Consider the following 26174-nt stretch of genomic DNA (forward strand, 5'->3'; position numbering starts at 1 on the left):
ACCATTATACTACATCATCGGATCCATTGACAATGCAGGATGGTTATGTTCTGTTAAAAATGCAACAAGAACTTCCGGATCTGTGGCAACGGTCTCATCACCGATCATATCAGTGAAGTTGTCAATGCCATAGAGTTCTTTTGCAGTCTTATTGAGTCGCTCCGCCACGGTCTCTTTTAATTCCTTTGGCATCCATACGATACGCTCAATTCCGCCCTCTGCCTTCATGAATTTCTTGGATGAAATAAAGTGTTTTCCATGTCCCATAAAGCCTGGTGTCTGAACACCGCCGCCGGTCATGGAAGCCATCTCGGAGAACGTCATTCCAAGAGGTGTCATGCCTGCATACTCACGGTTTGCGATAACCACACCATTAGAAAATGGCTCAATACCGCAAATACACTCGAAGCATCCGCAGGAGGTCATAGGATCCTGCATGATGGAGTACAGAGTAACATGCTCCAGAGCACCCTGGGAATATTTCTTTACTGCTTCATCAACATCCTCGTAAGAGCCCAGATTTACATCGATCGGGCGCTCCTTGGTGATGATCTGACATGGGCCGTTTGGATCCAGTTCATTGGTTGCTTTTGCATCCAGCCATGAAACGGCTCCACAAAGTCCAAGTCTCTCCGGTGTTACTACGCAGACATGTGACGGAGAAAATGCCTGACACAGGATACAGCTGTAATAAACATCTACAGATTCATCAGTCAATGTCTCCAGACGTGCATCACGTTTGTCAAAAGTAGGGATTGCTACTTCATGACGCATTCTGGTACACTCATCCGGATCTGTATAGACAGTTACCTGACACTTATCTACAACAGCCTCGAACTCATTCTTTACCTGAGTGTAAAGAACTTCACCAAAGTGTTTTGCTCTGAAACCTGCTGCAAAAGCATCATTGCTGATACGGATACGGAACATATCCCTCTGTCCTGTGTGATATACACCTTCAATGCAGTTTATATAATTGTGGAATTTACGCTCGATAACCGGTTCAAAATCCGGCTGCATCTTCTTACCAGCTACTTCTACCACGTAGGCAAGGCTGTGCTTGCTTCCAGGTTCGAAGCTATCGACTTCCGGACCTACGACAGTAATCTTGTGATCCTCGACCTCGTTCATTTCCTTAGTCTGCACAAGCTCTACGCAGTCCACACGGGAACCGTCAAATTCCACACGCATATCTTTACGACGAATGATCTCACCTTCAAAGGCAGACGCAAATGCTACCGGAATATCCACCTTTGTGATCTTGATCTTGATTCCTCTTGCTTCAAGGGAAACCTTATTAAAGTCAGCAACGTTCGGACACGCGATCAGGGCTCCTGGTACTTCCACAATGTTCTCATCCTCATTGGAGATTACCGGGAAACCAAGCTTGATCGCACCAGCACCGGCTGCAAGAACTACATCATCAACAGGTTTGAAAGCATTTACAAATGCCGGAACCCTGTCTTTGGTGTATGTAAGAAGGCTTGCTGCATCGCCAGGTGTTACATTGCCGAAGATCAGTGCTGCACGAAGTGCAACAGATACAACGTGGATAACAGATGTTACGTCTTTTCCCAAAGGAACAATTCGTAAATTATAGCCCATCTTAAGACCAAGCTCCTGTGCCTGGTCAATGATACCGCCAACTAATGTTACCAGGATACCCTGTGCCTGATAGCTCTTGATCAGGTCAACACCTTCCTGTGCAGTCGGTGCGCTACCAAGGATAACGGCTACACCAGGGATATCTCCTGTTACAAGCGGTACACCAAGCTCACGGATAATGGAATCTGCAAGATGGCCATAACAAGGCTCCTGATAGGGTTCTGCCCCATCAAGATACTTCAGTGCTTCAATAAATTCCGCACAGAGGGCTGTTGCTACACCTGACATAAGAGCATCATCCAGAGCATGCTCTCTTGTCATAAGAGATTTTACGACGCCAAGGGCTGCCTGCAGTTCTCCAAGTGTTTTGATCTTCACACCGGTTACTGCATAATAGCATGGAAGACAATATGCTGTGTGTGGAAATCCCACTGCCTTATCTGCACCATGCTGCTGTACAGCATCGTTTACGGCTTTTTCTGTTAGACCGTATACTGCATCATTACCGCTGAAAATTCTGTTAATTAACAATTTTCTGCATCTCCTTTTCTGTTAATCTTCTATCACAAACCATGTAAGGCTCCGCCTCTATCCATTGGTTTGCTGCTAAATAAATTATCAGATACAGATCATTTCATTCCGCAATCAAAATGATCTGCTTGTTCGCCCTCCGCAGCGAAACTATAAATCAGTATTCCTGCCGGAAATAGTGGATCCCGGAGCCTGTCTAAAGGAGACAGACTCCAGGGAAATTATCTCCATTTTGCAGCAGGAGCTGCTGGATAAATTACATCATCGGGTCAAGTCCAAGTGCCGGATGTCCCTTCTCTGTAAGGAATCCTACCAGAGTCTCAGGATCTGTAGCAACAGTCTCATCACCGATCATATCTGTAAAGTTATCGATTCCGTAAAGTTCTTTTGCAGTAGCATTTAATTTCTCTGCGATGAACTCTTTTAATTCTTTCGGCATCCATACGATACGCTCGATACCGCCCTCAGCCTTCATGAATTTCTTGGAAGCGATGAAGTGTTTACCATGTCCCATGAATCCAGGAGTCTGAACACCACCACCTGTCATGGAAGCCATCTCAGAGAAGGTCATTCCGAGAGGTGTCATACCTGCATACTCACGGTTAGCAATAACTACACCGTTGGAGAATGGCTCGATACCGCAGATACACTCGAAGCATCCGCAGGAAGTCATAGGATCCTGCATGATGGAGTACAGGGTAACGTGCTCCAGAGCACCCTGGGAGAACTTCTGAACCGCTTCATCAACGTCTTCATAAGAACCAAGCTCTTCATTGATCGGACGCTCTTTGGTGATCACCTGGCAAGGTCCGTTCGGATCAAGCTCGTTGGTAGCTTTTGCATCCAGCCATGAAACGGCACCGCAAAGTCCAAGTCTCTCTGGTGTAACAACACAAACGTGAGACGGGGAGAATGCCTGGCAGAGGATACAGCTGTAATATACATCAACAGACTCGTCAGTGAGGTTTGCAAGACGATCATCACGTTTCTCGAATGTCGGAATTGCAACTTCATGACGGATTCTGGTACACTCAGCAGGATCTGTGTAGATCACAACCTCACACTTGTCAACAACTGCGTCAAATTCGTTCTTAACCTGAGTATAAAGAACTTCACCGATATGTTTGATACGGAATCCTGCATCAAATGCTGCATGGCTGATACGGATACGCTGCATATCTCTCTGACCGGTGTGATATACACCCTCAATACAGTTGATGTAGTTGTGGAATTTACGCTCGATAACAGGCTCAAAGTCAGGCTGCATGTTCTTACCGGCAACCTTAACAACGTATGCAATGCTGTTCTTGCTTCCGTCTTCCATCTCGTCAACTTCCGGTCCTACAACTGTGATCTTGTGATCCTCGATCTCAGAAGCGTCACAGGTATGTACAAGCTCAGCACAGTCAACACGGGAACCATCGAACTCAACACGCATGTCTTTACGACGGATGATCTCGCCCTCGAATGCAGATGCGAATGCAACCGGGATATCGATGTTTGTGATCTTGATCTTGATGTCACGAGCCTCAAGGGAAGTAGCGTTGAATTTGCTTACGTCCTCCTGAACGATAAGGCTCTTCGGTACACGGAAGATGTTCTCTGTCTCGTTTGTGATTACCGGGAAGCCAAGTGCGATAGCGCCAGCTCCGCAAGCAACTACAACGTCATCCAGAGGTCCGAATGCGTTAACGAATGCCGGAACACGGTCCATTGTATATTTCATAAGTGTACCTGCATCTCCAGGTGTTACGTTACCGAAGATCAGAGCTGCACGAAGTGCAACAGATACAACGTGGATAACTGCTGTAACGTCTTTTCCAAGAGGAATAACACGTACGTTTGCTCCAGTGTTCATGCCAGCTTCCTTCACCTGGTCAATGATTCCGCCAACCAGTGTTACAAGAATACCCTGTGCCTGATAGCTCTTTACAAGTGCAACACCCTCTTCTACAGATGGAGCTGTTCCAAGGATAACGGCTACACCAGGGATATCGCCTGTTACAAGCGGTACACCAAGCTCACGGATCACAGCATCTGCAAGGTGGCCATAGCATGGCTCCTCATATGGTGTTGCTCCGTCGATATATTTCAGAACTTCGATGAACTCTGCGCAAAGTGCGGTAGCAATACCGGACATGAATGCGTCGTTCAGTCTTTTCTCTCTTGTCATAAGAGTTTTTACAACGCCAAGAGCCTCTTTTAACTCTTTTAAGGTTGTAACCTTGGTTCCTGTTACTGAATAGTAGCAAGGAAGGCTGTAAGCGGTATCAGGGAAGCTTACTGCTTTGTCTTCGCCATGCTGTGCGATGGCTGCATCAATAGCGCCCTCTGTTAATCCATAAACAGCGTCGTTTCCGCTGAATACTCTATCAAATAAAGTCACTGTAGTACCTCCTATTATTTACAGACTTGATTCGTTGTCTATCTTTTCTTTAATCTTTCTGATCTCAGATGTTACTGTCTCACTGAAATCATAGGGTGATTTACCCTGGCGGTCTGCGTCCATAACTTCTACATTGTAATGGATCATTCCAAGAAGATCTTCTGCCGGAATCTTGTTGCGGATAAATTCTTCATCCTCTTCGTTCCGTACTTTGTTGGCCACTACCTTAACCTGAGTAATGCCAAGATCCTTTGCAAGACGTTTTACGTTTTTGTAGGTCTGTACACTTCTTGCACCTGGTTCGATCACCACAATAAATTCGTCCATGCTCTCCGTGGTTCCCCGGCCCAGATGCTCCAGACCGGCTTCCATATCCATAATTACCACATCATCCCTGTGCACTACAAGGTTGCTGATGATTCTTTTTAACATGACATGTTCAGGACAGACACATCCGCCTCCGCCTGTTTCCACGGTTCCAAGGACAAGCAGCTTTACACCATTACAAACCTTTCCGTAGGTGTCCGGAATGTCGTCTACCTTCGGATTCAGTGTATAAAACTGATTCTGGCTGTTGGCTCCGGTACGCTCCTCTACCAGCTTACGCATCTTGGAAATGGGAACGATGGAATCTAAAGTCTCCTCATCAAATCCAAGAGCCAGTCCCAGGTTTGCGTCCGGGTCAACATCAGCTGCAAGGACCTTTTTCCCTTCATCTGCATATAGTCTGGCAAGTGTTGCCGCAAAAGTTGTCTTTCCTACTCCGCCTTTACCGGTTACTGCTATTTTCATAAGTTAATCGCGCCTTTCCTTCGATCAGATTCCGAGAGCGTCACGTTTTTCTTCGATTCTCGCAATCATAAGATCGCCTAATTTATCAATATCTTTCTCAACTGTATATGCTGCCTCTACCCAGTCACGTACCCCTTCTGTAAGGAGGCTTGCAACCTCTGTAGAACCGGAAACATATGGGTCTACACCAAGATATGTATCAAGACCAGTTGCTACTACATAGTTTCCAATGGAAACTGCCTTCTCAGACATCCACTCAGGAGCACATCCTACTACTGGAAGCTGGGAAATGTTCAGTCCGGAATCCTTGGCAAGCTCAGAAGCAAGGATCAGCATACGGCTGATATCAACACAGGATCCCATATGTAATACTGGCGGGATATCTGCAAGCTCGCAAACACGTTTCAGACCAGCACCGCAAAGGTCTTTTGCAGCTTTGTCCATAAGTCCTGCACGAGCAGCTGCCTGAGCGGAACATCCGGAAGCGATGATCACGATATCGTTTGCGATCAGTTTCTTCATAAGTTCGATGTGAGCTGTGTCAGGTCTGACCTTCGGGTTGTTACATCCAACCATAGCAACAGCACCACGGATAACACCAGATGTAATACACTCAAGAAGAGGTTTGGTGGTACCAGTCTCGTCTACCTGAGAGTTTGTTACGCCGTCAAGTGTCTTAACGATTGCTTCTACAGAGTAACCAACAGTAGCTTTATGTTTCAGATCCGGGATATGTACAAGCTCTGGTTTTCTGTTCTTGAAGTTCTCACATGCAAGTTTTACGATCTGTTTTGCTTTCTCTCCTGCTGTACCTGCATCAAATTCAATGAAATCGGAATCTGGCATCTGGCAGATTGGAGAAGTTGTGATGAATTTTGTATGGAAGCATTTGGAAAGAGGTCCAAGTGCCGGGAAAATACACTGAACGTCAACTACGATTGCCTCACAGGCACCTGTCAGTACAACGTTCTCCTGCTGTAAGAAGTTACCTGCCATCGGAATACCGCGACGCATTGCAACCTCATTAGATGTACAACATACACCGGAAACAGTGATTCCCTTAGCACCCATGGATTTCGCATAGTCGATCATCTCTTTGCTGTCTGCATACTCACAGATCATCTCAGAAAGACTCGGGTCATGTCCATGAACAACGATGTTACATTCTCTGCATTCATAACACCAAGGTTAGCCTCGGTATCGATTGGCTTTGGAGTTCCGAAAAGGACATCAGAGAACTCAGTTCCGCACATGGAACCGCCCCATCCATCGGAAAGACCGTTACGAAGCGCCTGACGGATCAGAGCCTCCGGTTTACTTGTGTTACCCATATGAGTCATATGAAGTGCACAGGAAACCTCACGGTCGATTGCTCTTGGCTCAATTCCAGCTGCATGCCACAGATCCTGTGTATGCTGAGGTGCTCTCTTAAGCCATCTGGAATATCCTCTGATCTTTCCGTATTCTTCCTGAGCAAGATCAGACATTTCATGAGCCAGATCATAGATATCTTTGCCTTCTGTCTCAACGCCCCACTCTTTTGCAATACGGATCAGCTTCTCAGGATCTTTTACCTGGTAATCGCCGCCCTCTTTTGCATGTCCAAGTGTGATACAGATTTCGCGTCCGTGATCAGAGTGTGTAGCTGCGCCGCCTGCTGTGAAACGAAGGAAGTTTCTTCCTACGATACCATGTACATCGCATCCGCAGATACCTCTCGGTGCCTTAGGTGTAATACGGCACGGACCCATTGAACAGATTCGGCAACATACGCCCTGCTCACCGAATTTACAGTGTGGAGTCTGATTCTTAACACGCATCTGCCAGGAATCAGCGCCTACCTTTGCACCAGTCTCAAGAAGACGGGCTGTGGCAGCTTCGAATTCTTCCACTGTAGTTAATTTGAATTCACTCATTATTGACCTCCTCTAAGTATGTGTTACTTTTGATAAATTTATTTATATTCCGTTTTCCGGAACCCATCCCCTCCCATGGGATAAATACCTGACAAAAATTCCGCAGCAGCGTTCTTGCATGCTGCGAATTATAATGCCATTTCTATCCTCTTATCACATAAACATGTGGGGTAAGGGGGACTTCCCTTATAAAACAAGCTTATCTACGATCTCACGAAGAGCCATCTTTACCGGATTATCTTCCGGAAGCCCTGCAGTCGGTTTACCCTCGCAGTCATACTCGTAAACAGTCTCATCCTGCGGCACTACGCCAAGAAGATGAAGACCCTGCTTCTCAATCTCTTCTTTGATTCCGTCATTCAGCTTTCCGCCAGGAGCACGGTTAATGATAAGGCCTACTGTATCCGGGTGCATATCACATTCTTTAATAAGCTCTGCAATACGACCTACAGCCTGTACACCTCTTCTGGAACAGTCACTGACCAGAATCGCTGTCTGCATGGACGGAAGTACTCCCCTGCTGATGTGCTCCATACCAGCTTCGTTATCAACTACGATATAAGGATAATTATTCTGGTATTTGGCAAGCTGGGTCTGAAGAAGTCCATTTACAAAACAGTAGCAGCCTTTTCCCTGGGTTCTGCCCATAACCAGAAGATCAAAATCATCATCTTCTACCAGAGCATCCTCAAAACGTCTTTCAGCGTAATCCGCCTTGGACATTCCCGCCGGGATCGGATTCTCGCTTGCAAGCTCTGCGCGAGCAATTTCTTCCCTTACATCACCAAGTGTAGTCTCCACTTCTACTCCAAGAACTTCGTTCAGATTTGAGTTTGCGTCAGCATCTACTGCAAGGATCGGTCCTTTGCCTTTCTCGCAGAGATACTGGATCAGCATTCCGCATAATGTGGTTTTACCAACGCCGCCTTTACCTGCGACAGCAATTACATGTGCCATAATACTATCAATTGCCTCCTGAAAAATTTAAGTCAAAATCGATTAGATTAAAGTACAAAGTCCGGATCTGTCAATGATCTCGGATACATCTTTCCATTTATTCAAAGCATACAGATGGATGCCATCTACGCCGAGAGCGCGGTACTCGTCGATCTGTCTGATCGTGTACTCGATTCCCTCTTCTTTGAATCTCTTGATCTTATCATCATAGAACATATCAAACGGCTTGCCATCAGCATCTTTTGCTGCAAATGGATTCGGGAACAGCCAGTTTCTGGAGATGAGTCTGCAAAGCTCACGGTCCATTACACAACCGTTACGGGAAAGTGCCATATTAATTGTAGCGGACATGTCAAGAATTGGCATAACTCCTACGTCTACAGGCATTGTAACACCAGCCTCACGGATTGAATCCAGCCAGTATTTAAACTGCTCCATATCCCAGCAAAGCTGAGTCATGATATAATCGGCACCATTGTCCTGTTTCTGTCTCAGAACTGCAATATCAGCATCAAGGCTGCGGCATGCAATGTGTCCCTCCGGAGATCCTGCAACTGCGATTTCGAATTTGTCACCAAATTCGTCACGGACAAATTTAACAAGATCTGTAGCGTAGTTGAAATCACCGCAGGTTGTTGTTTCACCAAGCGGAATATCTCCACGAAGTGCAAGCATATGATCTACACCCTCTGCAAGGTACTGATCCAGCTGCTCTTTGATTCCCTCTTTTGTGTTCTTGATTACTGTGAAATGGGTAACCGGTGTTGTTCCGGCTTTCTTGATCATCTGGCATACTTCTCTGTTAGCACCAACGTTTCCGCCGCCTGCACCGTATGTACAGGAAATGTACGCAGGTTTGTATTTCATCAGATGATCGATCGTCCCAGGAAGGTTATCCATCCCCTTTTCTGTCTTCGGCGGAAATAGCTCGAAAGACAGAAGCATTCTTTCTCTCATTGCTTCTGACAATTTCATAATTACATACCTCCACGTATTAAGTAATTTTTATTCTAAAGGCATAATGCCTCAAGATCTGATAAGCATCACGGATTACTGAAGCAATCCGCTTTTGTTCTTCTGTATCAGCAGAAAACGTTACTGTACACTTTGTTTGCAAATGCACCTTATGAAACATTTCCACTGAACAGTAATCAGAAAATCCATGTCAGTCACATTTTACTTTAACGATACTGTTCGCAAGGTCTACCATAAGGATGGTTCCCTCTACCACTCTTTCATCACCCATAATATCGCGGAGAACAAGTTTGTTTCCATCTACATTAATACGGCTGACGTTCTTGAAGATTACAGAATCGTCATTTTCTTTATATACAGTTGCTAAACACATAATAATGCCTCCTTATTTCATTTCCTCTTTTACAAGAGTTAGGGCAAGGCCAAGGCGCATGTTGCCTTTCTGGAAATCAGATACGCTTTCCTTAATGGTCTTCGCAGCGGCATCCATACCCATCTTGGCAAGATTATCCGCCATCTGGTCAAGTTCTGCTGCATGGTGTTCATTGTGCTGCAACATATAGGTAAGAAGAGCTACTGTCTCATTCTTGCAGTCCCCTCCCTGACAGCCGCCGCAGTCTGTACTGCAATTCTGTCCCTCATTATGTGTATGGTCATGACCTTCTGATCCGTCATGGGTATGCGCATGTGTATGGCTCACTCCGTCTGCATGGGTATGCTGGTGAGTATGCTCATGACCATGCTGGATCAGATTGCCGTTTTCATCTTTGATCAAATGCATAGTAAATACTCCTTTCCGCCTTGAATGTGGCAGACAAATCATAACATCGTTTCTCTTCCAGGCACGAAAAAAACTCACGCCGGCAACGTGAGAAAACATGTAAGAATGGATATAAAGATATTCTATTCCCTTTTAATATAATGAGATTCCGCATACCTCATACCTTCATGCATAACACATTTTCTTTCTTCTACCTAAAAAATCGCAGAGTTATGACATAAATTTATCAAATTTTTCTTTTATTATACAACCTTTCTCATTATTACGCAAGGAGATAATTATAAAATTTTACCAAATTTCAACGCTTTACCACACAAATATATGTTTTAATTTCTGTACAATTTTACCAGTTATTTCTAAAGTTTGTCTAAAGATTAACGAATGCGTATTTAAGCAAAAAACAGGTGAATGTTTTGTAATTATATGCTATAATGAATGAAATTTATTGGTTGCTGATTACTTCATGAGCAGCAGCATTTATTGTTTAATGAGGAGGAATTAGCTTTGAGAGAAACCGTATTCCTGAATACCGACAGAGAAATGCCCCTTTTAGGGCTTGGTGTATATAAAACAGCAGATAACGAAGCAGAGACAGCCATTACAGCTGCAGTGAACGCGGGCTACCGTCTTATTGACACTGCTTCCGCTTACAAAAACGAAGAAAGTGTAGGCAAGGCAATTGCCAAATGTGGTGTCCCACGCAAAGAACTTTTTATCACCAGCAAGATCTGGAACAATGCGCAACGACTTGGAGATGTAGATGGTGCTTTTTACAGAAGCATGGAGCGGTTGAAGCTGGATTATCTGGATCTTTATCTGATTCACTGGCCGGTGCCTGGCTGCTATACCGGAACCTGGCTGGAGATGGCCAAACTTCTTGAAACCGGCCGTGTACTTTCCATCGGCGTCAGCAATTTCCAGATTCATCATCTGGAAGAGCTTAAGAAAATTTCCGGTATTGTACCTGCTGTCAACCAGATCGAATGTCATCCGCTTTGCTATCCGAAAGAACTGATTGAATATTGCCAGTCGGAAGGAATTCAGGTTCAGGCTTATGCACCGCTTGCCAGAGGTGCTTACCTTGACAATGATGTAATGTGTGTTCTCGGAACCAAGTATGCACATACTCCTGCTCAGGTCGGTCTTCGCTGGGCAATCCAAAAGGGTATTTCTGTAATTCCGAAATCCGTCAATCCAGACCGCATTGCTTCCAACGCCAATATTTTTGATTTCAACATTGAGGATGAAGATATGGCGATCATGGATACTTTAAATGAAGATCTCCATACATCCCATGTGCCGGATGATCTGAAGGATGTTATTTTTTAATCTTTTCACTCTTTGTAAATTATTAACTGCCAGAACATTGAGCATACTCTTTCGTTTTTTTGCTCACTGCTCTGGCAGTTTTTTGCGGTTCTATTCTTTCAGTTATATTTTCTGTATTTTATATTTTGCAACAGCTTATTTGCTGAATATAGCATTCACAGTTCCCAGGAAATTTCTCCCTGTTTCTCTCTCTGCATCAGGTCTTTCACAGCTTCAGATGCAGGCTTGTTTTCAAACAGAAGCTTATTTACTTCCATAATGATCGGCATTTCCACATTATATTTCTCAGCCAGCGCTTTGGCTGCCTTTGCGGAATAAACGCCCTCCACAACCATCTGCACTTCATCCATAGCCTGCTTCATGGTGTAACCCTGTCCCATCAGATAGCCGGCGCGTCTGTTTCGGCTGTGCACACTGGCACAGGTAACAATCAGATCACCAATTCCGGAAAGGCCGGCAAAAGTCTCCAATTTAGCGCCCATCTTGACACCAAGCCGCGCCATCTCTGCTATTCCTCTTGTGATCAAAGCAGCCTTTGTATTATCTCCATACCCTAAGCCATCAGCAGTCCCTGCTGCCAGGGCGATTACATTCTTAAGGGCACCGCCAAGCTCTACCCCCAGCATATCCGGTGTCGTATACACCCGGAAAACAGGCTCATAAAAAGGCCCTGGAGATATTCAGCGGTCTCTTTTTTGCGGGCACTGACTACACACGTAGTAGGGAGTCCGCGGCTTACTTCTTCCGCATGGCTTGGTCCTGAAAGCACACAAACATCTGCCTGAGGAATCTCTTCTTTAATAATATCACACACAGGCATAAGCGTATTTTCTTCTACACCTTTCGCCACATTTACAATAATCTGTCCCCGTCGAATCAATGGGGAAAGTCGTTTGCTGATAGCACGCATATAAGCAGATGGTGAGGCAAATACAACTATATCTGGTGAATCCAAAGCTGTCTTTTCATCACCGGTTATCACAATTCCATCCGGAATTTTAATTCCGGGAAGCTTTTTCGGATCCTCCCGGGTCTGATTCAGACTGGCTGCTTTTTCCGGATGTGCAGACCACAACATAACCTGATGACCATTGTTGTGAAGCAGTATTGCAAGTGCTGTTCCCCAGCTTCCGGTTCCCATTACGCTGATTTTTGCCATTTTATCACCTCATCTTATTTGGCTGCAGTTTTCGCTGCACCAAGCTTATTCTCAGTTCCATTTAAAAGGCGGTAAATATTCGCCCTGTGTCTGTAAATTGCAAGTGCTGTCATAAGTCCCATGATCACATCCATCTCAAATGTATGAGGGAAATCCATGCCATAACTTCCCGCAGCGCCAAACCCAATGAAACAAATCAGCGCACCTACATATGCTGCCATTGACCCCAATGACACATAGCGGGTAATAGCTACCAGCCCAATAAAGATCACCGCGCAGATCAGAAATACTCTCCAGTCCATTGCCAGCAGCATTCCCGCAGAAGCTGCAATTCCCTTGCCGCCCCTGAATCCAAGATAAAACGGAAAATTATGTCCAAGCACGCAGCCTGCTGCCGTGTACATGCCAAGCAATGGAAGAATTTCCTGATACCGATTCTTAAATACTGCATCCACGATCAGAATGGCAATCACACATTTAAGCATATCGCCAATAAGAGTCATTGCCCCCGCTTTTTTTCCAAGAGTACGAAGGGCATTGGTAGTTCCTGCATTGCCGCTTCCATATTGACGGATATCCATGTGATGGATTTTTCCGATAATGTATGACGTCTGAAACATTCCAAACAAATATCCAATAGCCAGACAAATAATACGTTCCATCTTTATTCCTTCTCTCCGCGCTCTCTTACAATAAATTTCAGCGGTGTGCCCCCAAAGTCAAAGGCATCCCGGATTTTATTTTCCAGATATCTGGTGTAGGAAAAATGCATAAGTTCTTTGTCATTGACAAAGATTACGAATGTAGGCGGTTTTACCGCAACCTGTGTCATGTAGAAAATTTTCAGACGGCGGCCCCTGTCAGACGGCGGCTGCTGCATGGCAACTGCTTCTGCAAGGATCTCATTAAGCACACCAGTCTGGATACGCATAGTTTGATTCTCAATTACCGCATCCAGTGTCTCAAACATTCTGGAAATCCGAAGTCCTGTTCGGGCAGAAATAAACACGATTTCTGCATAAGGCATAAAGGAAAGGACCTCCCGAATACGGTTAGTATGTTTGTAAATGGTCTTGTCATTTTTCTCAATAGCATCCCATTTATTCACTGCAATGATCACGCCCTTGCCTTTCTCATGGGCAATTCCGGCAATTTTTGCATCCTGCTCTGTAACGCCTTCTGATGCATCGATCATTACAACTACAACATCTGCACGTTCTACAGCTGTTACAGTACGGATCACACTGAAGCGCTCAATTTCTTCTTTTACTTTTGCTTTACGGCGGAGTCCGGCTGTATCGATAAAAATATAATCTTTTTCGTTCCAGGTAACCTTCGTATCAACTGCATCACGAGTGGTTCCAGCAATATCTGAAACGATTACACGGTCTTCCCCCAGCAGCTTATTGATCAGAGAGGACTTACCAACATTAGGTTTACCTACAATCGCAATCTTCGGAATATCAGAATCCTCATCCTCTCCCGTATCCTCCGGGAAATGTTTTACGACCTCATCAAGCATATCTCCAAGTCCCTGACGGTTAGCTGCAGAAATGGCAAATGGCTCGCCGATTCCCAGATTATAAAATTCATAAACATCCATCATATATTTCTGAATGCTGTCCACCTTATTCACTGCAAGTACCACTGGCTTGCCGCTGCGGCGAAGCATATCTGCAACTTTCGCATCAGAATCCACAAGTCCCTGATGTACATCTGTAATAAAGATAATGACATCTGCAGTATCAATAGCGATCTGAGCCTGCTCCCTCATCTGAGAAAGAATCACATCGCCACTATCCGGTTCAATACCACCTGTGTCAATAATAGTAAAATCATTATCCAGCCATGATACATCTGCATAAATTCTGTCTCTGGTTACACCTGGCGTATCTTTAACAATGGAAATCTTATCCCCTGCCAGTACATTAAACAATGTGGATTTTCCTACATTAGGCCTGCCCACAATTGCTACTACCGGTTTGCTCATACATTTGTCTCCTTTTCTGTTTCTTATGTTCAATCGGATCAAGGACTGCAGACACAAGGTCTGAACCACCTTCATCCACAATTACAATTTCTACGTTCAGTTTCCTGGAAAGCTCTTCCACAGAGATATCATCCAGAAAAATATCTTCTTCATTTTTCAGCATGTTGCAGGGAAGCAAAAGCTTCTCTCCAAGATCTCTGCCGCTTAATTGTCTGATCAGATCCTGTCCCGTGATCAAACCAGACACCGTAATCGTTTCTCCGAAAAATTCGTTTCTTATGGAGATCACATCCACGTCTACATTTGGAAATTTCTCATGGATCATCTCCATATATTTCTTAATAAATGGTGCCGCCAAAGCTCCTGTAGCACTGACAGCCTTTATCCTTCGGTCATCTCCTGCCCTGCCTGCAACAGCTTCTTTCACTTCTTCGCCAAGGAGCCGAAGCATTCCCACACCGTTTTCCAGCTGAAGATAGCCATCATAGGACTCTTCCATGGGCAGATCCTTCCCTGCCAGAATGTACCATTCATCTGAAGCATGGATAAAATGAATGCCATACTGGTCCATCATTTTCTTCTGCCAGGAATGAATAATCTCCAGAACTTCTAATGCATCTTCCTTCTGAAACTGTTCCATCGGATACAACCCCTCACGAAACTTAGTCAGACCAACCGGAACTACTGAAACGCTCTGAAGTACTGGTGCATAGGCAGACATCTTGCGAATACTGTCATCCAGTTCCTTACCGTCATTAACTCCTTTGCACAAAACAATCTGCCCATTCATAGTGATTCCTGCATCATACAGTTTCTGAAGCTTCTTCAATGCATCCCCGGCGAAGCGGTTATGGAGCATTTTACATCTCAGTTCCGGATTCATGGTCTGGATGGAAATATTAATGGGCTCCAGATGGTACCGGATGATCCGGTCTATATCATGATCACTCATATTGGTCAGGGTCACATAATTTCCCTGTATGAAGGACAATCTGGAATCATCATCTTTAAAATAAAGAGTATCTCTCATTCCAGGCGGCATCTGGTCAATAAAACAGAAAATGCAGTGATTGGAACAGGAACGATAATCATCCATCAGATCCTTCTCAAAGGTAATCCCAAGGTCTTCTTCATATTCCTTCTCCACCTCCAGCTCCCAGATCTCTCCGTTTGCCTTTTCCACTTCCAGAACAACGAATTCTTCATTCATCAGATATCGGTAGTCAAATATATCTTCCACAGGCTGACCGTTTACAGTGAGCAGTATATCTCCCGGCACAAGCTCCAGTTCCTGTGCGATACTTCCATCCTGCACAATTGCAATCACGTGTTTATTTTGTTTCTTCACATTTATCTCCATTATAAGTCAAATGCGATCTGTCGCGTCAGCTCTGTTCCAGAATCTGTTTGAAAAATCATTTTTCAAATACATTTTTAGATTCAGAGACCCGAATACAACATCACAGATCGTCCATCTCTGGCTCAGCATAATAAAGCCATTATTTTTAATATAACAAGTTTTCCCGAAAAACACAACAAAAACTTTCATTTCCTGCTCACGTCCGGGTAATTTTTCAAGTAAAAATCAATAAATTCCTTGACGACATTTAGGGCAAATGTTATAAATATAAAGAAGAGATCTGCAAAGGTAAAGGACATGTGTCCCCATTTTTTTGCAGATAATCGAATCGATAATTAGCATACTACTTAGGAGGAATATCATGCCGAACATAGAATTGCTTGAGAAATCTATGCCTGTCGCACCTATTCGTATCGCTGCGCTGGAGGGCTGCCGCGAACTTGCAGAGGAGGTAGACAGAAACCTGGTAAAATTCCGTAAGGAACTTGTAGAAAAGAAGGGCCTTGACAATGTTCCACAGGGATACAGCGAGGACTCTTTTATCGTGGAGTGCGAATGTCCGCGTTTCGGTACCGGTGAAGGTAAGGGAATCATTAAGGAATCTGTCCGAGGAACCGACCTTTACATTATGGTAGACGTTACCAACTACAGTTCCACATACACTGTCTGCGGTCACGAGAATCACATGTCTCCGGATAACCATTTTCAGGACCTGAAGAGAATTATTTCCGCAGCTACAGGTAAGGCACATCGTATCAATGTAATCATGCCATTCCTTTATGAAGGCCGTCAGCACAGACGTAAGAAGAGAGAATCTCTTGACTGCGCACTGGCACTTCGTGAATTAAGTGATATGGCGTAGCCAATATCATCACTTTTGATGCTCATGACCCGCGTGTGCAGAACTCCATTCCGTTAAATGGTTTTGACAACTTTTTCCCAACCTATCAGTTCCTGAAAGCTCTGATAAAGAACGTTGACAATTTCCAGGTTGACAATGATCATCTCATGATCATCAGTCCGGATGAGGGTGCTATGTCCAGAGCCGTATATTTTTCCAATATTCTGGGCGTTGATATGGGCATGTTCTATAAGAGACGTGATTATTCCACAGTGGTAAATGGCAAGAACCCCATCGTAGCTCATGAGTTCCTTGGCGACTCTGTAGAAGGTAAAGACGTTGTTATCATCGACGACATGATTTCTTCTGGAGAAAGTATGCTTGACGTTGCCAAACAGATCAAAGAACGTCACGCCAACCGTGTATTCATCTGCACTACTTACGGTCTGTTTACAGAAGGTATGGATAAATTTGACGCTTACTATGAGAAAGGCTGGATTGACAAGGTTATCACAACCAACCTGAACTACCGTATTCCGGAGCTTCTTACCAGACCTTACTATGTGGAAGCAAATATGAGCAAATATCTTGCAAGTATTATGGATATCATCAACCACGATGTTTCTGTTGAGAAGGTTCGTTCCAGCAATGAGAAGATCATGGATCTGATGAAGCGTGTAAATCAGTAATAGACAATAAACAAACAAAGCCCTGTTCCACATTATCTCGTTTGTGGTACAGGGCTTCTTTATATTTACTTATTTACATGGGCAGTAAAACGCATCTGCACTTGTCTGTAACATTATTTTTCCCGACGAATGCCCAGAAAAGCTGCCAGATTTCCTCTCCTTCCATGGGATGCCCTGTGGGAAAAGAGGAATTCCGGATTACAGCAGGTGCAAATTCCAGGCATGGAAATATGCTCTTCTTTTATTCCTGCCTTCAGAAAAATAATGTGGTTTGCTTCCCAAAGATCCAGCTGGTACTTACCATTCTTCTTTTTATAAAAAAGCTTTTCCCAGTATTTCTCTTCAAAAGCTTTCTGAAATTCCAGAATCACATCTTCGCTTACTTCATAGCAGTCCTGACAGATGGAGGGACCAATTGCCGTAAAAATCTCCTCCGGATCTGAGCCAAACTGCTCTGCCATTTTCTCTATAGTCACCTTACCGATTTTCCCAACTGTCCCACGCCATCCTGAATGAGACAAGCCTATGGCTTTGTGAACCGGATCTACGAAATACAGCGGCACACAATCTGCATAAAAGGTGCATAAAACAACACCTGGAACATTGGTGATCATTCCATCCACATCTTTATATGTTCTTGGACGCGTTACACCTTTCCCCCTGTCTTCTGCCCCCACCAGCTGCACGTTTGTAGTGTGTGTCTGATCAGATGTGACAATATCTTCCAAAGAAAAGCCTACCGCTGCACTAAGTCTGCGATAATTGTCTTTTACCGCGTTTTCTTCATCACCTCTTGTAAAGCTAAGATTCATAGATGAGAAAATCCCCTGGCTTACACCGCCAAGTCTTGTACTGAAACAATGCACAATATCCGGGAACTGTTCAAAAGAGGGATAAGTAAGATAGGTGACTCCATTATTTTCTTTTACTTGCATATGAAGTTTATTATCGTTATGCCATTTAATCTTCATCTGATTCTCCTCTTCTTCTGATCTCACAGTTCTTCTCGAACCTGTTAAGAATTCATTCTCTAGAGCGTGTTTGAAAAAGGCTTTCTGCAAGATGTGCGTCACAATTTGTGGGAGATTTTGTCCGGATAAGGGCGCCGCAGCGGGCTACGTCAACAGAATTCTGGCATAGTATACCGCAAAGTGGGGCATACAGATTGCAGGAATATTTTTTCAAACAGGCTCTGGCTCACTGACAGAAATCAAAGGCATTTTTTATCCAACAAATCTTATCGCCGTTGATTCCCACCACATCAAACCTGCATCTCACATCCATGCTTCTGTAATGATTCTTCAAATATTCCACTGCCACCTTGGAAATCACCAGCTGCTTTCTGCCGTTCACTGCTGCCAGCGGACTTCCTGAGCGTTCCGAACTTCTGTACTTAACCTCCACAAAAATCAACCATCCATCAGCAGTCATTCCGATCAGGTCGATTTCCCCCAGCCAGTTCCTGTAATTTCGCTCCAGAATCATCACGCCCTGGGAAACCAGATAATCTGCAGCGATTTCTTCATAAAAAGCACCTACTTTTCGCTTGTTTTTCTGCATAAAAACTCCCATATATACTTCTGTGTAGGTATCTTTTGTATTCATAACCGCAAAACATATTCATATCCGGACCATCAGCCTTTTCAAAATTTCACATTATCCTATAAAATTCTTTATAAAAGTTGCCCTGTGAATCGGACTTGGACCATATTTTTTCAAGGCTTCAATATGTGCTGCAGCTCCATACCCCTTATTTGAGGCAAAGCCATATTCCGGCATCACTTTATCGTACTCTACCATCATCCGGTCTCTTGTGACCTTAGCTACAATGCTGGCAGCTGCAATGGAAATACTCTTGGCATCCCCTTTTATGATCGGCACCTGAGGTATGGTCACGTCGGGAATGGTTACTGCGTCATTGAGAAGAATCTGCGGCACCGGCTTCAGCTTGCTGACAGCCTCACGCATTGCCTCATAGGTAGCCTGAAGAATATTGATCTCATCAATTCTCCGGGGACTTGCCATTCCGATTCCAACAGCTACCGCATTCTCCATGATCACATCATACAATTCATCCCTTTTTTTAGCGCTCAACTGTTTGGAATCATTCAGATACAGGATTTTGCAGTCTCTTGGCAAAATAACAGCCCCCGCTACAACAGGACCTGCCAGCGGGCCTCTTCCAACTTCATCAATTCCGCACACATAGCCCAGATCTTCGTATTTGCGCTCAAATTCCTTCATCTTTTCTGTGCGCAGAAGTTCCTTCTGGTAAGCCTCTTCTTTCTTATGAAGCTGCTCCAGAAGCTTCCTGACTCCACTTCTTGTATCCTCTTTGTATTTTTCAAAAAGAGTGGCATATTCTCCCGGTTCAGCAGCCTGGATTTCACACTTTATTTCTCCGATTTTCTGCATATTATTTACCTTCTTCCGGCACCCACTCCAAAGTAATTTTTCCAATCTTTCCAGAGCGGAAGTCATCGAACAGAATCAGAGAGGCCTTGGCATAGTCCAGCTCCTCCCCCTTCTTCAGACATCCTCTGGAACGCGCGATTGCTTCTAATATCTGCACAGCTGTGCCTTCCTCCTGGATCTGATAGCGTTTCTCCAATGCACCAGAATATTTTTCCCGAAGGAAATCAATAAGCGTAAGGGAAAGCTCCTCCATATTCAGTATATCGTCCTTGATAGAACCAATATAGGCAAGGCGCATTCCCACTGCCTCATCTTCAAACTTGGGCCAGAGAATCCCAGGAGTATCCAGAAGCTCCACATTCTTATTCAGGCGGATCCACTGTTTGCCCTTGGTTACACCTGGCTTGTTTCCCGTCTTGGCGCATGCTCTTCCAGCAAAAGTATTGATAAAAGTAGACTTACCAACGTTAGGAATTCCTACTACCATAGCACGGATCGGGCGGTTTTTGATTCCTCTTCTTCTGTCCCTCTCCGTTTTCTCCTTGCAGGCTTCCTGAATAGCCGCCTGAATTGCTTTCATACCAGAGCCGCTGCGGGAATCTACTTTTACCACATAGAACCCCTTCCCCTGAAAATAAGCTTTCCATGCTTCATTCTGGCGTTCATCTCCAAGGTCTGATTTATTCAAAAGAATCAGCCTTGCTTTATTTTTCCCAAGCTCGTCAATATCCGGATTCCGGCTTGCAAGGGGAACTCTGGAGTCCACAAGCTCAATGATCAGGTCGATCAGCTTAATGTCCTCCTGCATCTGTCTTTTCGCTTTGGTCATATGACCAGGATACCATTGTACGTTCATATTTACCTCATTCTTACAGCTGTTCAGCAGATACCGTTCCACAAAGCGTGTAACCGCGAACGTGCTGAACAATCACATATTTTTTATAAAAGTCTCACAGTTTAATTATTCAACGGCCCTATGTCTTTCTTCGGGGATATCTGGAACCAGAGCTTACCAGTTATATATTTCTTATTCACTCGTCCGATATCGCCATAACGGCTGTCTTCGCTGTTATTACGGTTATCGCCCAGGACAAAGTACTCTCCCGCTTCCAGTGTAATGGCATTGGCTGCCATTCCCGGATTGTTGATCGTGGGAAAATCTTTGCCTTCTTTATATGTCTCTCCATTGATCAAAATTCTTCCATTCACGATCTGAATCGTCTCACCTGGAAGTCCGATCACACGGCGGATATGAAGAGCCGCATCATCACTTGCATTTGTGCGGAATACAATAAGGTCGCCGCGTTTCGGCGAGGACGCTTTATAAGCAAGCTTGTTTACAAAATACCGGCTTCCAACTGCCAGAGTAGGCTCCATGGAGCTCTCCTGCATCGTCACAGACTGAAATAGCATCATGGAGGTCAGCACTGCAAAGATCAGTGTAACTGCGATCTCGAATACCCAGATCAAAACTTTTTTCAGTTTACTGTCTTCCAATTTCTCCATGGCACCAGAAAAAGATTTTTTCTCCAGTTTTGCAATTTCCGGCATGTTGAACAACTGCTCTTTTTCTCTTTTATTTCTTCTGTCGCTCATATCTACTCCATTCGTGTCATAATTGCATGTCCTGCGTCTGGTTCCAAAACGCTTTTTTCATCTCAGGCCAGATACTTTATTATCTTATCACATATCCCCAAAAAGAAAAAGAAAAAATAATCAAAAAAATGCTGCCCAGACAGTCATCACGGCCATCTGCGCAGCAAATGTCACTGTTCGTATTCACTTCGTTCACGAAAGCACTTCGCGGAACATCACCAGTGAACAGCAATCAGCAATTTTCGATTGAAATTATTTAACAAGCTCTTTAACCTTAGCAGCTTTACCTACACGGTCTCTTAAGTAGTTCAGTTTCGCACGGCGAACTTTACCACGACGAATAACTTCTACTTCTTTTACGTGTGGGGAATGAAGCGGCCATGTTTTCTCAACGCCAACGCCATTGGAAGCTTTTCTTACTGTGAAAGTAGCTCTGGTGCTTCCGCCCTGTTTCTTTAATACAGTTCCCTCGAAAATCTGGATACGCTCACGGTTACCCTCTTTGATCAGTGCGTGTACTCTTACGGTATCACCTACGTTAAACTGCGGTACGTCTTTTTTCAGCTGTTCTGCTTCGATGTTTTTAATAATTTCGTTCATTTTATTCTCTCCTTATTCTCTGGATGTTCTTAATACCCATCACGGTAACAGCGGACCATCTTTTTTCACAACATAAGTGATTATACTATAATTATTTTCTGTTTGCAACCATTATTTTTATAAAAAGCCCATAAAACAAGTCACAAATTTTTTTCAAAGACAACCTTCCAAAACCATTACCAACAGATAACCTCGCAGCCATCCTCTGTTACCAGTACGGTTACTTCCCACTGGGCTGAAGGCATACCGTCCTCAGTGCGTACTGTCCAGTCATCATCCTCATCTGTATATACTTCATCGCTTCCCATATTTACCATAGGCTCAATGGTAAACATCATTCCCGGCTCCATGATCACGCCGCTGTTCTCTTCGGACGTATAGCTTACCCAGGGATCCTCATGAAATTCCAGGCCAACGCCATGTCCGCCGATTTCTTTTACAATTGTGTAGCCATTTTCAAGTGCATGCATATGAACAGCGTGACCCATATTTCCAATAGGTTCCCATGGTTTTACCTTGGAAATACCGATTTCCACACATTCTTTGGTTACGCGGACCAGTTTTTCTTTCTCAGGACTTACATTTCCAATACAGAACATACGGGATGAGTCAGAAAAATAGCCATTGTAAATTGTAGAAACGTCTACATTTACTATATCACCGTCCTTCAGGATCTCATCCTCAGATGGAATTCCATGGCATACCACCTCATTCACAGAAGTACACACGCTTTTTGGAAACCCTTCATAATTCAACGGTGCCGGGATTCCTCCATGACGCACAGTTTCCTCATGTACCCAATGATCGATTTCTTCTGTTGATACACCAGCTTTAATATGCTCTGCCACATAATCAAGTACTGCAACATTGATTCGACAGCTCTCTTTAATCTTCTCAATCTGCTCTGGAGTCTTGATCAGTTTATGATCCAGAACCGGATATCCTTTCTGACGCAGGATTTCTACTTTCGCATCAAAAGCCTCATGGCATTTTTTATATTTCTTTCCACTGCCGCACCAGCATGGATCATTACGTCCGATTTTTGTTGACATTTCACTCTCTCCTTTTATCTGTGACTGCTGCGAATGCTACAGCAGTACTTTTTCTTTTGTAAAACATGATATAAACTCACTCTGTTTCTCATTTTATACTTGAAACAGATAAATTGCAACTAATTTTCTATAGAAGACTCTACCTCCTGCAATTCATGTGTTACTGTTCACTCCGTGACCAGTAACGCGCTTCGCGATGCACAGAAATCATGCATTCGCATGATTTCGCGCCGCAATTCTCGGGTTTTCTGTGAACTTTGTTCACAAAAAACACCTCGCGGAACGTTACCAGCGAACAGTAATTGTTCATATTTTTTCAACTGTTTTCATTTTCCCACGCAAACAGTTAAAAAAGTTTCAAACGCAAAAAGAGTATTTCATTTTCTCTGATCTAAGAATTTGAAATACTCTTTTGCTTTTGAAAATTATATGTAACTAATTAGCTGCTGCATCTGCGCCTGCCTCTGTGGCAGTATCTGCTGCACTCTCTTCACTTCCCGCCATGATCTTACTCAGTTCTTCGATCATCTCGTCATCCTTCAGTCTGAATTTGACCTCAACACGACGGGAAGCCTCTTTATCTACATTTCCATCTGCATCCAGAATCGGATTCGCCATGGAATGTCCGTTTACAGTCAGGTAATCCTGCAGATTCAGGCTCTGGTCCTCAGTCAGAAACTCCCCCTGAATATCAAGAAGATACTGCGCCACTGCAAGTGAACGCTGCTGGGAAAGCTCCAGGTTATACGCATAATCACCATCTGTATCTGTATAACCGTCAATAATGATCTCAGCAAGATAATTCTTATAAGTATCCTCCATCAACACCTTACAGTAAATCGGAAGTACGTTTCGGAGTGCTTCCTTACCAGCATCTGTAAGCTCCGACTCATCAACATCAAACAATACACTGGCATCCAGTGTCAATGCACCAGTCTGGGAATCCAGATTTACATTGATATTATTTTTCTGGAATTCTTTTTGAAGTGCTTCCACAACTTCAGCCTTGACACCAATAATATTATCGATCTTTGTCTGCTGCTCACTAAGCTGCGTGGTCTTCTCATCCAGATCCGTCTGCTGCTGATTCAGAAGAGCCTGCTGCTCTTTTAACTTGGCTTCCTGCTCTGCCAGAGTCTGTGCCAGTGCAGTCAGCTTCTCATCTTTGGTCTTAATAGTTCCTTCCTGTTCTTCAATGGTATTCTGCTTGGCAAGAAGATCAGCCGTATACTCTGCCTGCAGAGCCAGTTTCTCATCTCTCTCCTGAATACTCTCGTCGTAGCTCTTCTGAGCCTGGAAAAGCGTCAATGACATGATCAGTATGAAAAGAAGCAGAACGCCGGCCATAACATCGGAATAAGAGCGCCATATATTAAAGCCTCCATCCCCTGATTTTCTTTTTTTGCGCATGTCTATCTCCTCTTATCTGAATAAGCCAAATTTTCCTTTCTGTGCCGCCTTGGAAAGCTCTTTCATGTTCTTGTTGATTTCCTCAAGAAGAGCCTGCTGTCCCTCATTCTGCTGAGCAATCAGATTGCCCAGCTTCTCTACAGAATCATTTCTTCCGCTTGCGATCAGAGATACATCTCTGGTATTCGCTGCAGTCACCTCACTGAGGAGCTTGCGGACCTGTTCCATTGTTTTATAGGAAAGTCTCTGATACTGGGCAAAATCCTCCATCTGGGCCGTAAACTGCTCTGCCATCTTGCTGTTTGCCTGAATCAGATCTGCACTTGCCTGACCTGTAGCCCCTACTCTCTCAATAGAAGAAGCTGCTGTTTCAACATATTTCTGCATTGCCTGGTTGCAGGCAACCCAGAACTTAGCTGCAGATTTCTCGGCATCCTTCAGATAATCCACAATATGCTGATAATCCTGCTGCTGCATCTTCTGGATCTCCTGATTCTCAGAAAGGATACGATTGGCAGTAGACATGTAGCGGGTCTGCATGCCTCCCATCTCCCTTACCATATCTGTAATGGCTTTGTCCTGCTTGTCATAGGTCTCAGAAAGCTTCTGGCTCATAGTCTGGTACATGGCAGAAGTATAAGCTGTATTCTCTTTCTGTGCCTTTTTCAGCTGATCCAGTGCCACATTGAAATCACGGAACTGCATATGGAAAGAATTGTTCATCTGCTTTAAAAATTCGTCCGATATTTCACGAATAGCATCCTCCTGACATCTGGTTACAGAAGAAACCAGCATATCCAGAGAATCATTCATCTTCTGGAAGGTAGGTGTGATAACCTTCTCAAAGCTGTCTGCCATCTGAACAGAAAACTGCTCTGCCATCTGTTTCATGGCGCTTGTCTGCAGCTTCTGACTTGCAAGCAGCAGATTTCTGGACTCATTCTCCGCTGTAGGCATTACATAAGAATGAAACTTTTCAAGGAATCCCTGAAGTTCCTCTGTCATGGATGAATACTCTCCCTTCATCCCAAAGGTATAAATAATAGAAAAAGAGATACCATAAATAGAGGTAAGGAATGCTACTTTAATACCTTCCACCAGCGCTTCTACAGAAGAAGTCATGGCGCTGTAATCAGTAGGCTGGAAATCCCGAAGACCCCAGACAAGACCAAGGAAAGTACCTAAAATACCAAGACTGGTGAAGATATCCGGAACCATTTCCAGAAGCTTCTTATGAACATGGATATCCAGCTCATCTTCATTAATGAATTCCTCAATATCCCCAAGACCTTCTTTACTATTGTTAATGCTGTCTGTAAAGCTGTCCATCTTCTGATCCAGATATTTATCATCGAAGAGCTCGCCTAAATATGTAAGATTCCTGGGATCTGTCTTCCCTGGAGTCTTGAACATACCGTTCAGCTCCTCTACTGCTCTGTGAAATGCCGTACTCAGATTATTCATACGGAACATTCCACCAAACATTGCGATCAGATACAGGACTGCGATCACCGCCAGAAATACGAAATTGTAGATCGTAGATGATAAGTTCCCCCTGCCGGCAAATAAAGTCAAAGCAGTGGTTCCTGCAAGAACCGCAACAAACAATACAGAATGTGTGATTTTTTTCTTCATTGTCTGCCTCCCCATTTGTATTTTCACAAAATAGATATGCTGTCTGTCGACGGCATCACCATATATGAATGCCAACTACTCTGCGCTTATAGCATATGCAGAGCTGTTTGAAAAATCATTCCCGCAATCTGAACGCCCAAGGCTTCCATCGTAAT

Annotated in this window: 21 protein-coding genes and 3 pseudogenes; 2 read left to right on the forward strand and 22 right to left on the reverse strand. The window is 44.1% G+C overall.

Annotation, left to right across the window (positions count from 1 at the left end):
• Positions 1–9: 9 nt before the first annotated feature.
• The 8 genes and pseudogenes from acsB (DW904_RS05515) to DW904_RS05550 all read right to left on the reverse strand — a co-directional run bounded on the left by acsB (DW904_RS05515) (position 10) and on the right by DW904_RS05550 (position 9943).
• Positions 10–2136: an acetyl-CoA decarbonylase/synthase complex subunit alpha/beta gene (acsB, locus tag DW904_RS05515; RefSeq protein ID WP_118578439.1), complete on the reverse strand. Its 2127-nt coding sequence runs from the start codon at positions 2134–2136 to the stop codon at positions 10–12.
• Between the two features lie 256 nt (positions 2137–2392).
• Positions 2393–4522, reverse strand: coding sequence for an acetyl-CoA decarbonylase/synthase complex subunit alpha/beta (gene acsB / locus DW904_RS05520; protein WP_118578440.1), 2130 nt, complete (start codon positions 4520–4522; stop codon positions 2393–2395).
• 18 nt (positions 4523–4540) lie between these two features.
• Positions 4541–5314 (reverse strand): carbon monoxide dehydrogenase accessory protein CooC, encoded by a 774-nt coding sequence (locus DW904_RS05525; protein WP_118578441.1) that lies wholly within the window; start codon positions 5312–5314, stop codon positions 4541–4543.
• A gap of 24 nt (positions 5315–5338) precedes the next feature.
• Positions 5339–7230: pseudogene (gene cooS / locus DW904_RS05530) on the reverse strand (anaerobic carbon-monoxide dehydrogenase catalytic subunit).
• 186 nt (positions 7231–7416) lie between these two features.
• Positions 7417–8187 (reverse strand): AAA family ATPase, encoded by a 771-nt coding sequence (locus DW904_RS05535; RefSeq protein WP_118578442.1) that lies wholly within the window; start codon positions 8185–8187, stop codon positions 7417–7419.
• A 42-nt stretch (positions 8188–8229) separates the two neighbouring features.
• Positions 8230–9162: a methylenetetrahydrofolate reductase gene (locus tag DW904_RS05540; protein WP_118578443.1), complete on the reverse strand. Its 933-nt coding sequence runs from the start codon at positions 9160–9162 to the stop codon at positions 8230–8232.
• 190 nt (positions 9163–9352) lie between these two features.
• Positions 9353–9535, reverse strand: coding sequence for a CooT family nickel-binding protein (locus DW904_RS05545; RefSeq protein WP_118578444.1), 183 nt, complete (start codon positions 9533–9535; stop codon positions 9353–9355).
• Positions 9536–9547: 12 nt separating this feature from the next.
• Positions 9548–9943, reverse strand: coding sequence for a cobalt transporter (locus DW904_RS05550; RefSeq protein ID WP_118578445.1), 396 nt, complete (start codon positions 9941–9943; stop codon positions 9548–9550).
• A gap of 504 nt (positions 9944–10447) precedes the next feature.
• On the opposite strand from DW904_RS05550, the gene DW904_RS05555 reads away from it, so the two are divergent.
• A complete protein-coding gene (locus DW904_RS05555) occupies positions 10448–11272 on the forward strand; it encodes an aldo/keto reductase (RefSeq protein WP_118578446.1) in 825 nt (274 codons plus the stop codon).
• 155 nt (positions 11273–11427) lie between these two features.
• On the opposite strand, the pseudogene DW904_RS05560 reads toward DW904_RS05555, so the two are convergent.
• From DW904_RS05560 to DW904_RS05575, 4 genes and pseudogenes are all read right to left on the reverse strand, one after another.
• Positions 11428–12431, reverse strand: a pseudogene (locus tag DW904_RS05560) (NAD(P)H-dependent glycerol-3-phosphate dehydrogenase).
• A 14-nt stretch (positions 12432–12445) separates the two neighbouring features.
• Positions 12446–13093, reverse strand: a complete 648-nt coding sequence (plsY, locus tag DW904_RS05565) for a glycerol-3-phosphate 1-O-acyltransferase PlsY (RefSeq protein ID WP_118578447.1) — start codon at positions 13091–13093, stop codon at positions 12446–12448.
• A 2-nt stretch (positions 13094–13095) separates the two neighbouring features.
• On the reverse strand, positions 13096–14421 hold the full coding sequence (gene der, locus DW904_RS05570; RefSeq protein ID WP_118578448.1) for a ribosome biogenesis GTPase Der: 1326 nt from the start codon (positions 14419–14421) through the stop codon (positions 13096–13098).
• Complete coding sequence (locus tag DW904_RS05575; protein WP_118578449.1) at positions 14384–15781, reverse strand: DUF512 domain-containing protein; 1398 nt, start codon at positions 15779–15781, stop codon at positions 14384–14386. Before DW904_RS05575 ends, der begins: the two co-directional genes overlap by 38 nt.
• A gap of 361 nt (positions 15782–16142) precedes the next feature.
• On the opposite strand from DW904_RS05575, the pseudogene DW904_RS05585 reads away from it, so the two are divergent.
• Positions 16143–17311, forward strand: a pseudogene (locus DW904_RS05585) (ribose-phosphate pyrophosphokinase).
• 113 nt (positions 17312–17424) lie between these two features.
• Here DW904_RS05585 and pgeF read toward each other — a convergent pair.
• The 10 genes from pgeF to DW904_RS05630 all read right to left on the reverse strand — a co-directional run bounded on the left by pgeF (position 17425) and on the right by DW904_RS05630 (position 26019).
• Positions 17425–18282: a peptidoglycan editing factor PgeF gene (gene pgeF / locus DW904_RS05590; RefSeq protein ID WP_118578451.1), complete on the reverse strand. Its 858-nt coding sequence runs from the start codon at positions 18280–18282 to the stop codon at positions 17425–17427.
• A gap of 52 nt (positions 18283–18334) precedes the next feature.
• The gene (locus tag DW904_RS25030; RefSeq protein ID WP_306467810.1) at positions 18335–18496 is read right to left on the reverse strand and encodes a DUF6783 domain-containing protein; all 162 of its coding nucleotides are present in this window, start codon (positions 18494–18496) and stop codon (positions 18335–18337) included.
• Positions 18497–18508: 12 nt separating this feature from the next.
• Positions 18509–18871 carry a YraN family protein gene (locus DW904_RS05595; protein WP_118578485.1) on the reverse strand — a complete coding sequence of 121 codons (363 nt, stop codon included), beginning with the start codon at positions 18869–18871 and terminating at the stop codon, positions 18509–18511.
• A gap of 96 nt (positions 18872–18967) precedes the next feature.
• A complete protein-coding gene (locus DW904_RS05600) occupies positions 18968–19726 on the reverse strand; it encodes a ribonuclease HII (protein WP_118578452.1) in 759 nt (252 codons plus the stop codon).
• Between the two features lies 1 nt (position 19727).
• Positions 19728–20582: a ribosome biogenesis GTPase YlqF gene (gene ylqF, locus DW904_RS05605; protein ID WP_118578453.1), complete on the reverse strand. Its 855-nt coding sequence runs from the start codon at positions 20580–20582 to the stop codon at positions 19728–19730.
• A gap of 101 nt (positions 20583–20683) precedes the next feature.
• Positions 20684–21322, reverse strand: a complete 639-nt coding sequence (lepB, locus tag DW904_RS05610) for a signal peptidase I (RefSeq protein ID WP_330386410.1) — start codon at positions 21320–21322, stop codon at positions 20684–20686.
• 252 nt (positions 21323–21574) lie between these two features.
• The gene (gene rplS / locus DW904_RS05615) at positions 21575–21922 is read right to left on the reverse strand and encodes a 50S ribosomal protein L19 (RefSeq protein WP_118578454.1); all 348 of its coding nucleotides are present in this window, start codon (positions 21920–21922) and stop codon (positions 21575–21577) included.
• A gap of 176 nt (positions 21923–22098) precedes the next feature.
• The gene (locus DW904_RS05620; RefSeq protein WP_118578455.1) at positions 22099–22974 is read right to left on the reverse strand and encodes a methionyl aminopeptidase; all 876 of its coding nucleotides are present in this window, start codon (positions 22972–22974) and stop codon (positions 22099–22101) included.
• Positions 22975–23409: 435 nt separating this feature from the next.
• Positions 23410–24384, reverse strand: a complete 975-nt coding sequence (locus DW904_RS05625; protein WP_118578456.1) for an OmpA family protein — start codon at positions 24382–24384, stop codon at positions 23410–23412.
• Between the two features lie 12 nt (positions 24385–24396).
• Entirely contained in the window at positions 24397–26019 is a 1623-nt protein-coding gene (locus DW904_RS05630; RefSeq protein ID WP_118578457.1) for a MotA/TolQ/ExbB proton channel family protein, read from the reverse strand.
• Between the last annotated feature and the right edge of the window lie 155 nt (positions 26020–26174).

The sequence above is a fragment of the Ruminococcus sp. AM42-11 genome (assembly GCF_003480145.1).
GTDB lineage: Bacteria > Bacillota > Clostridia > Lachnospirales > Lachnospiraceae > Blautia_A > Blautia_A faecis.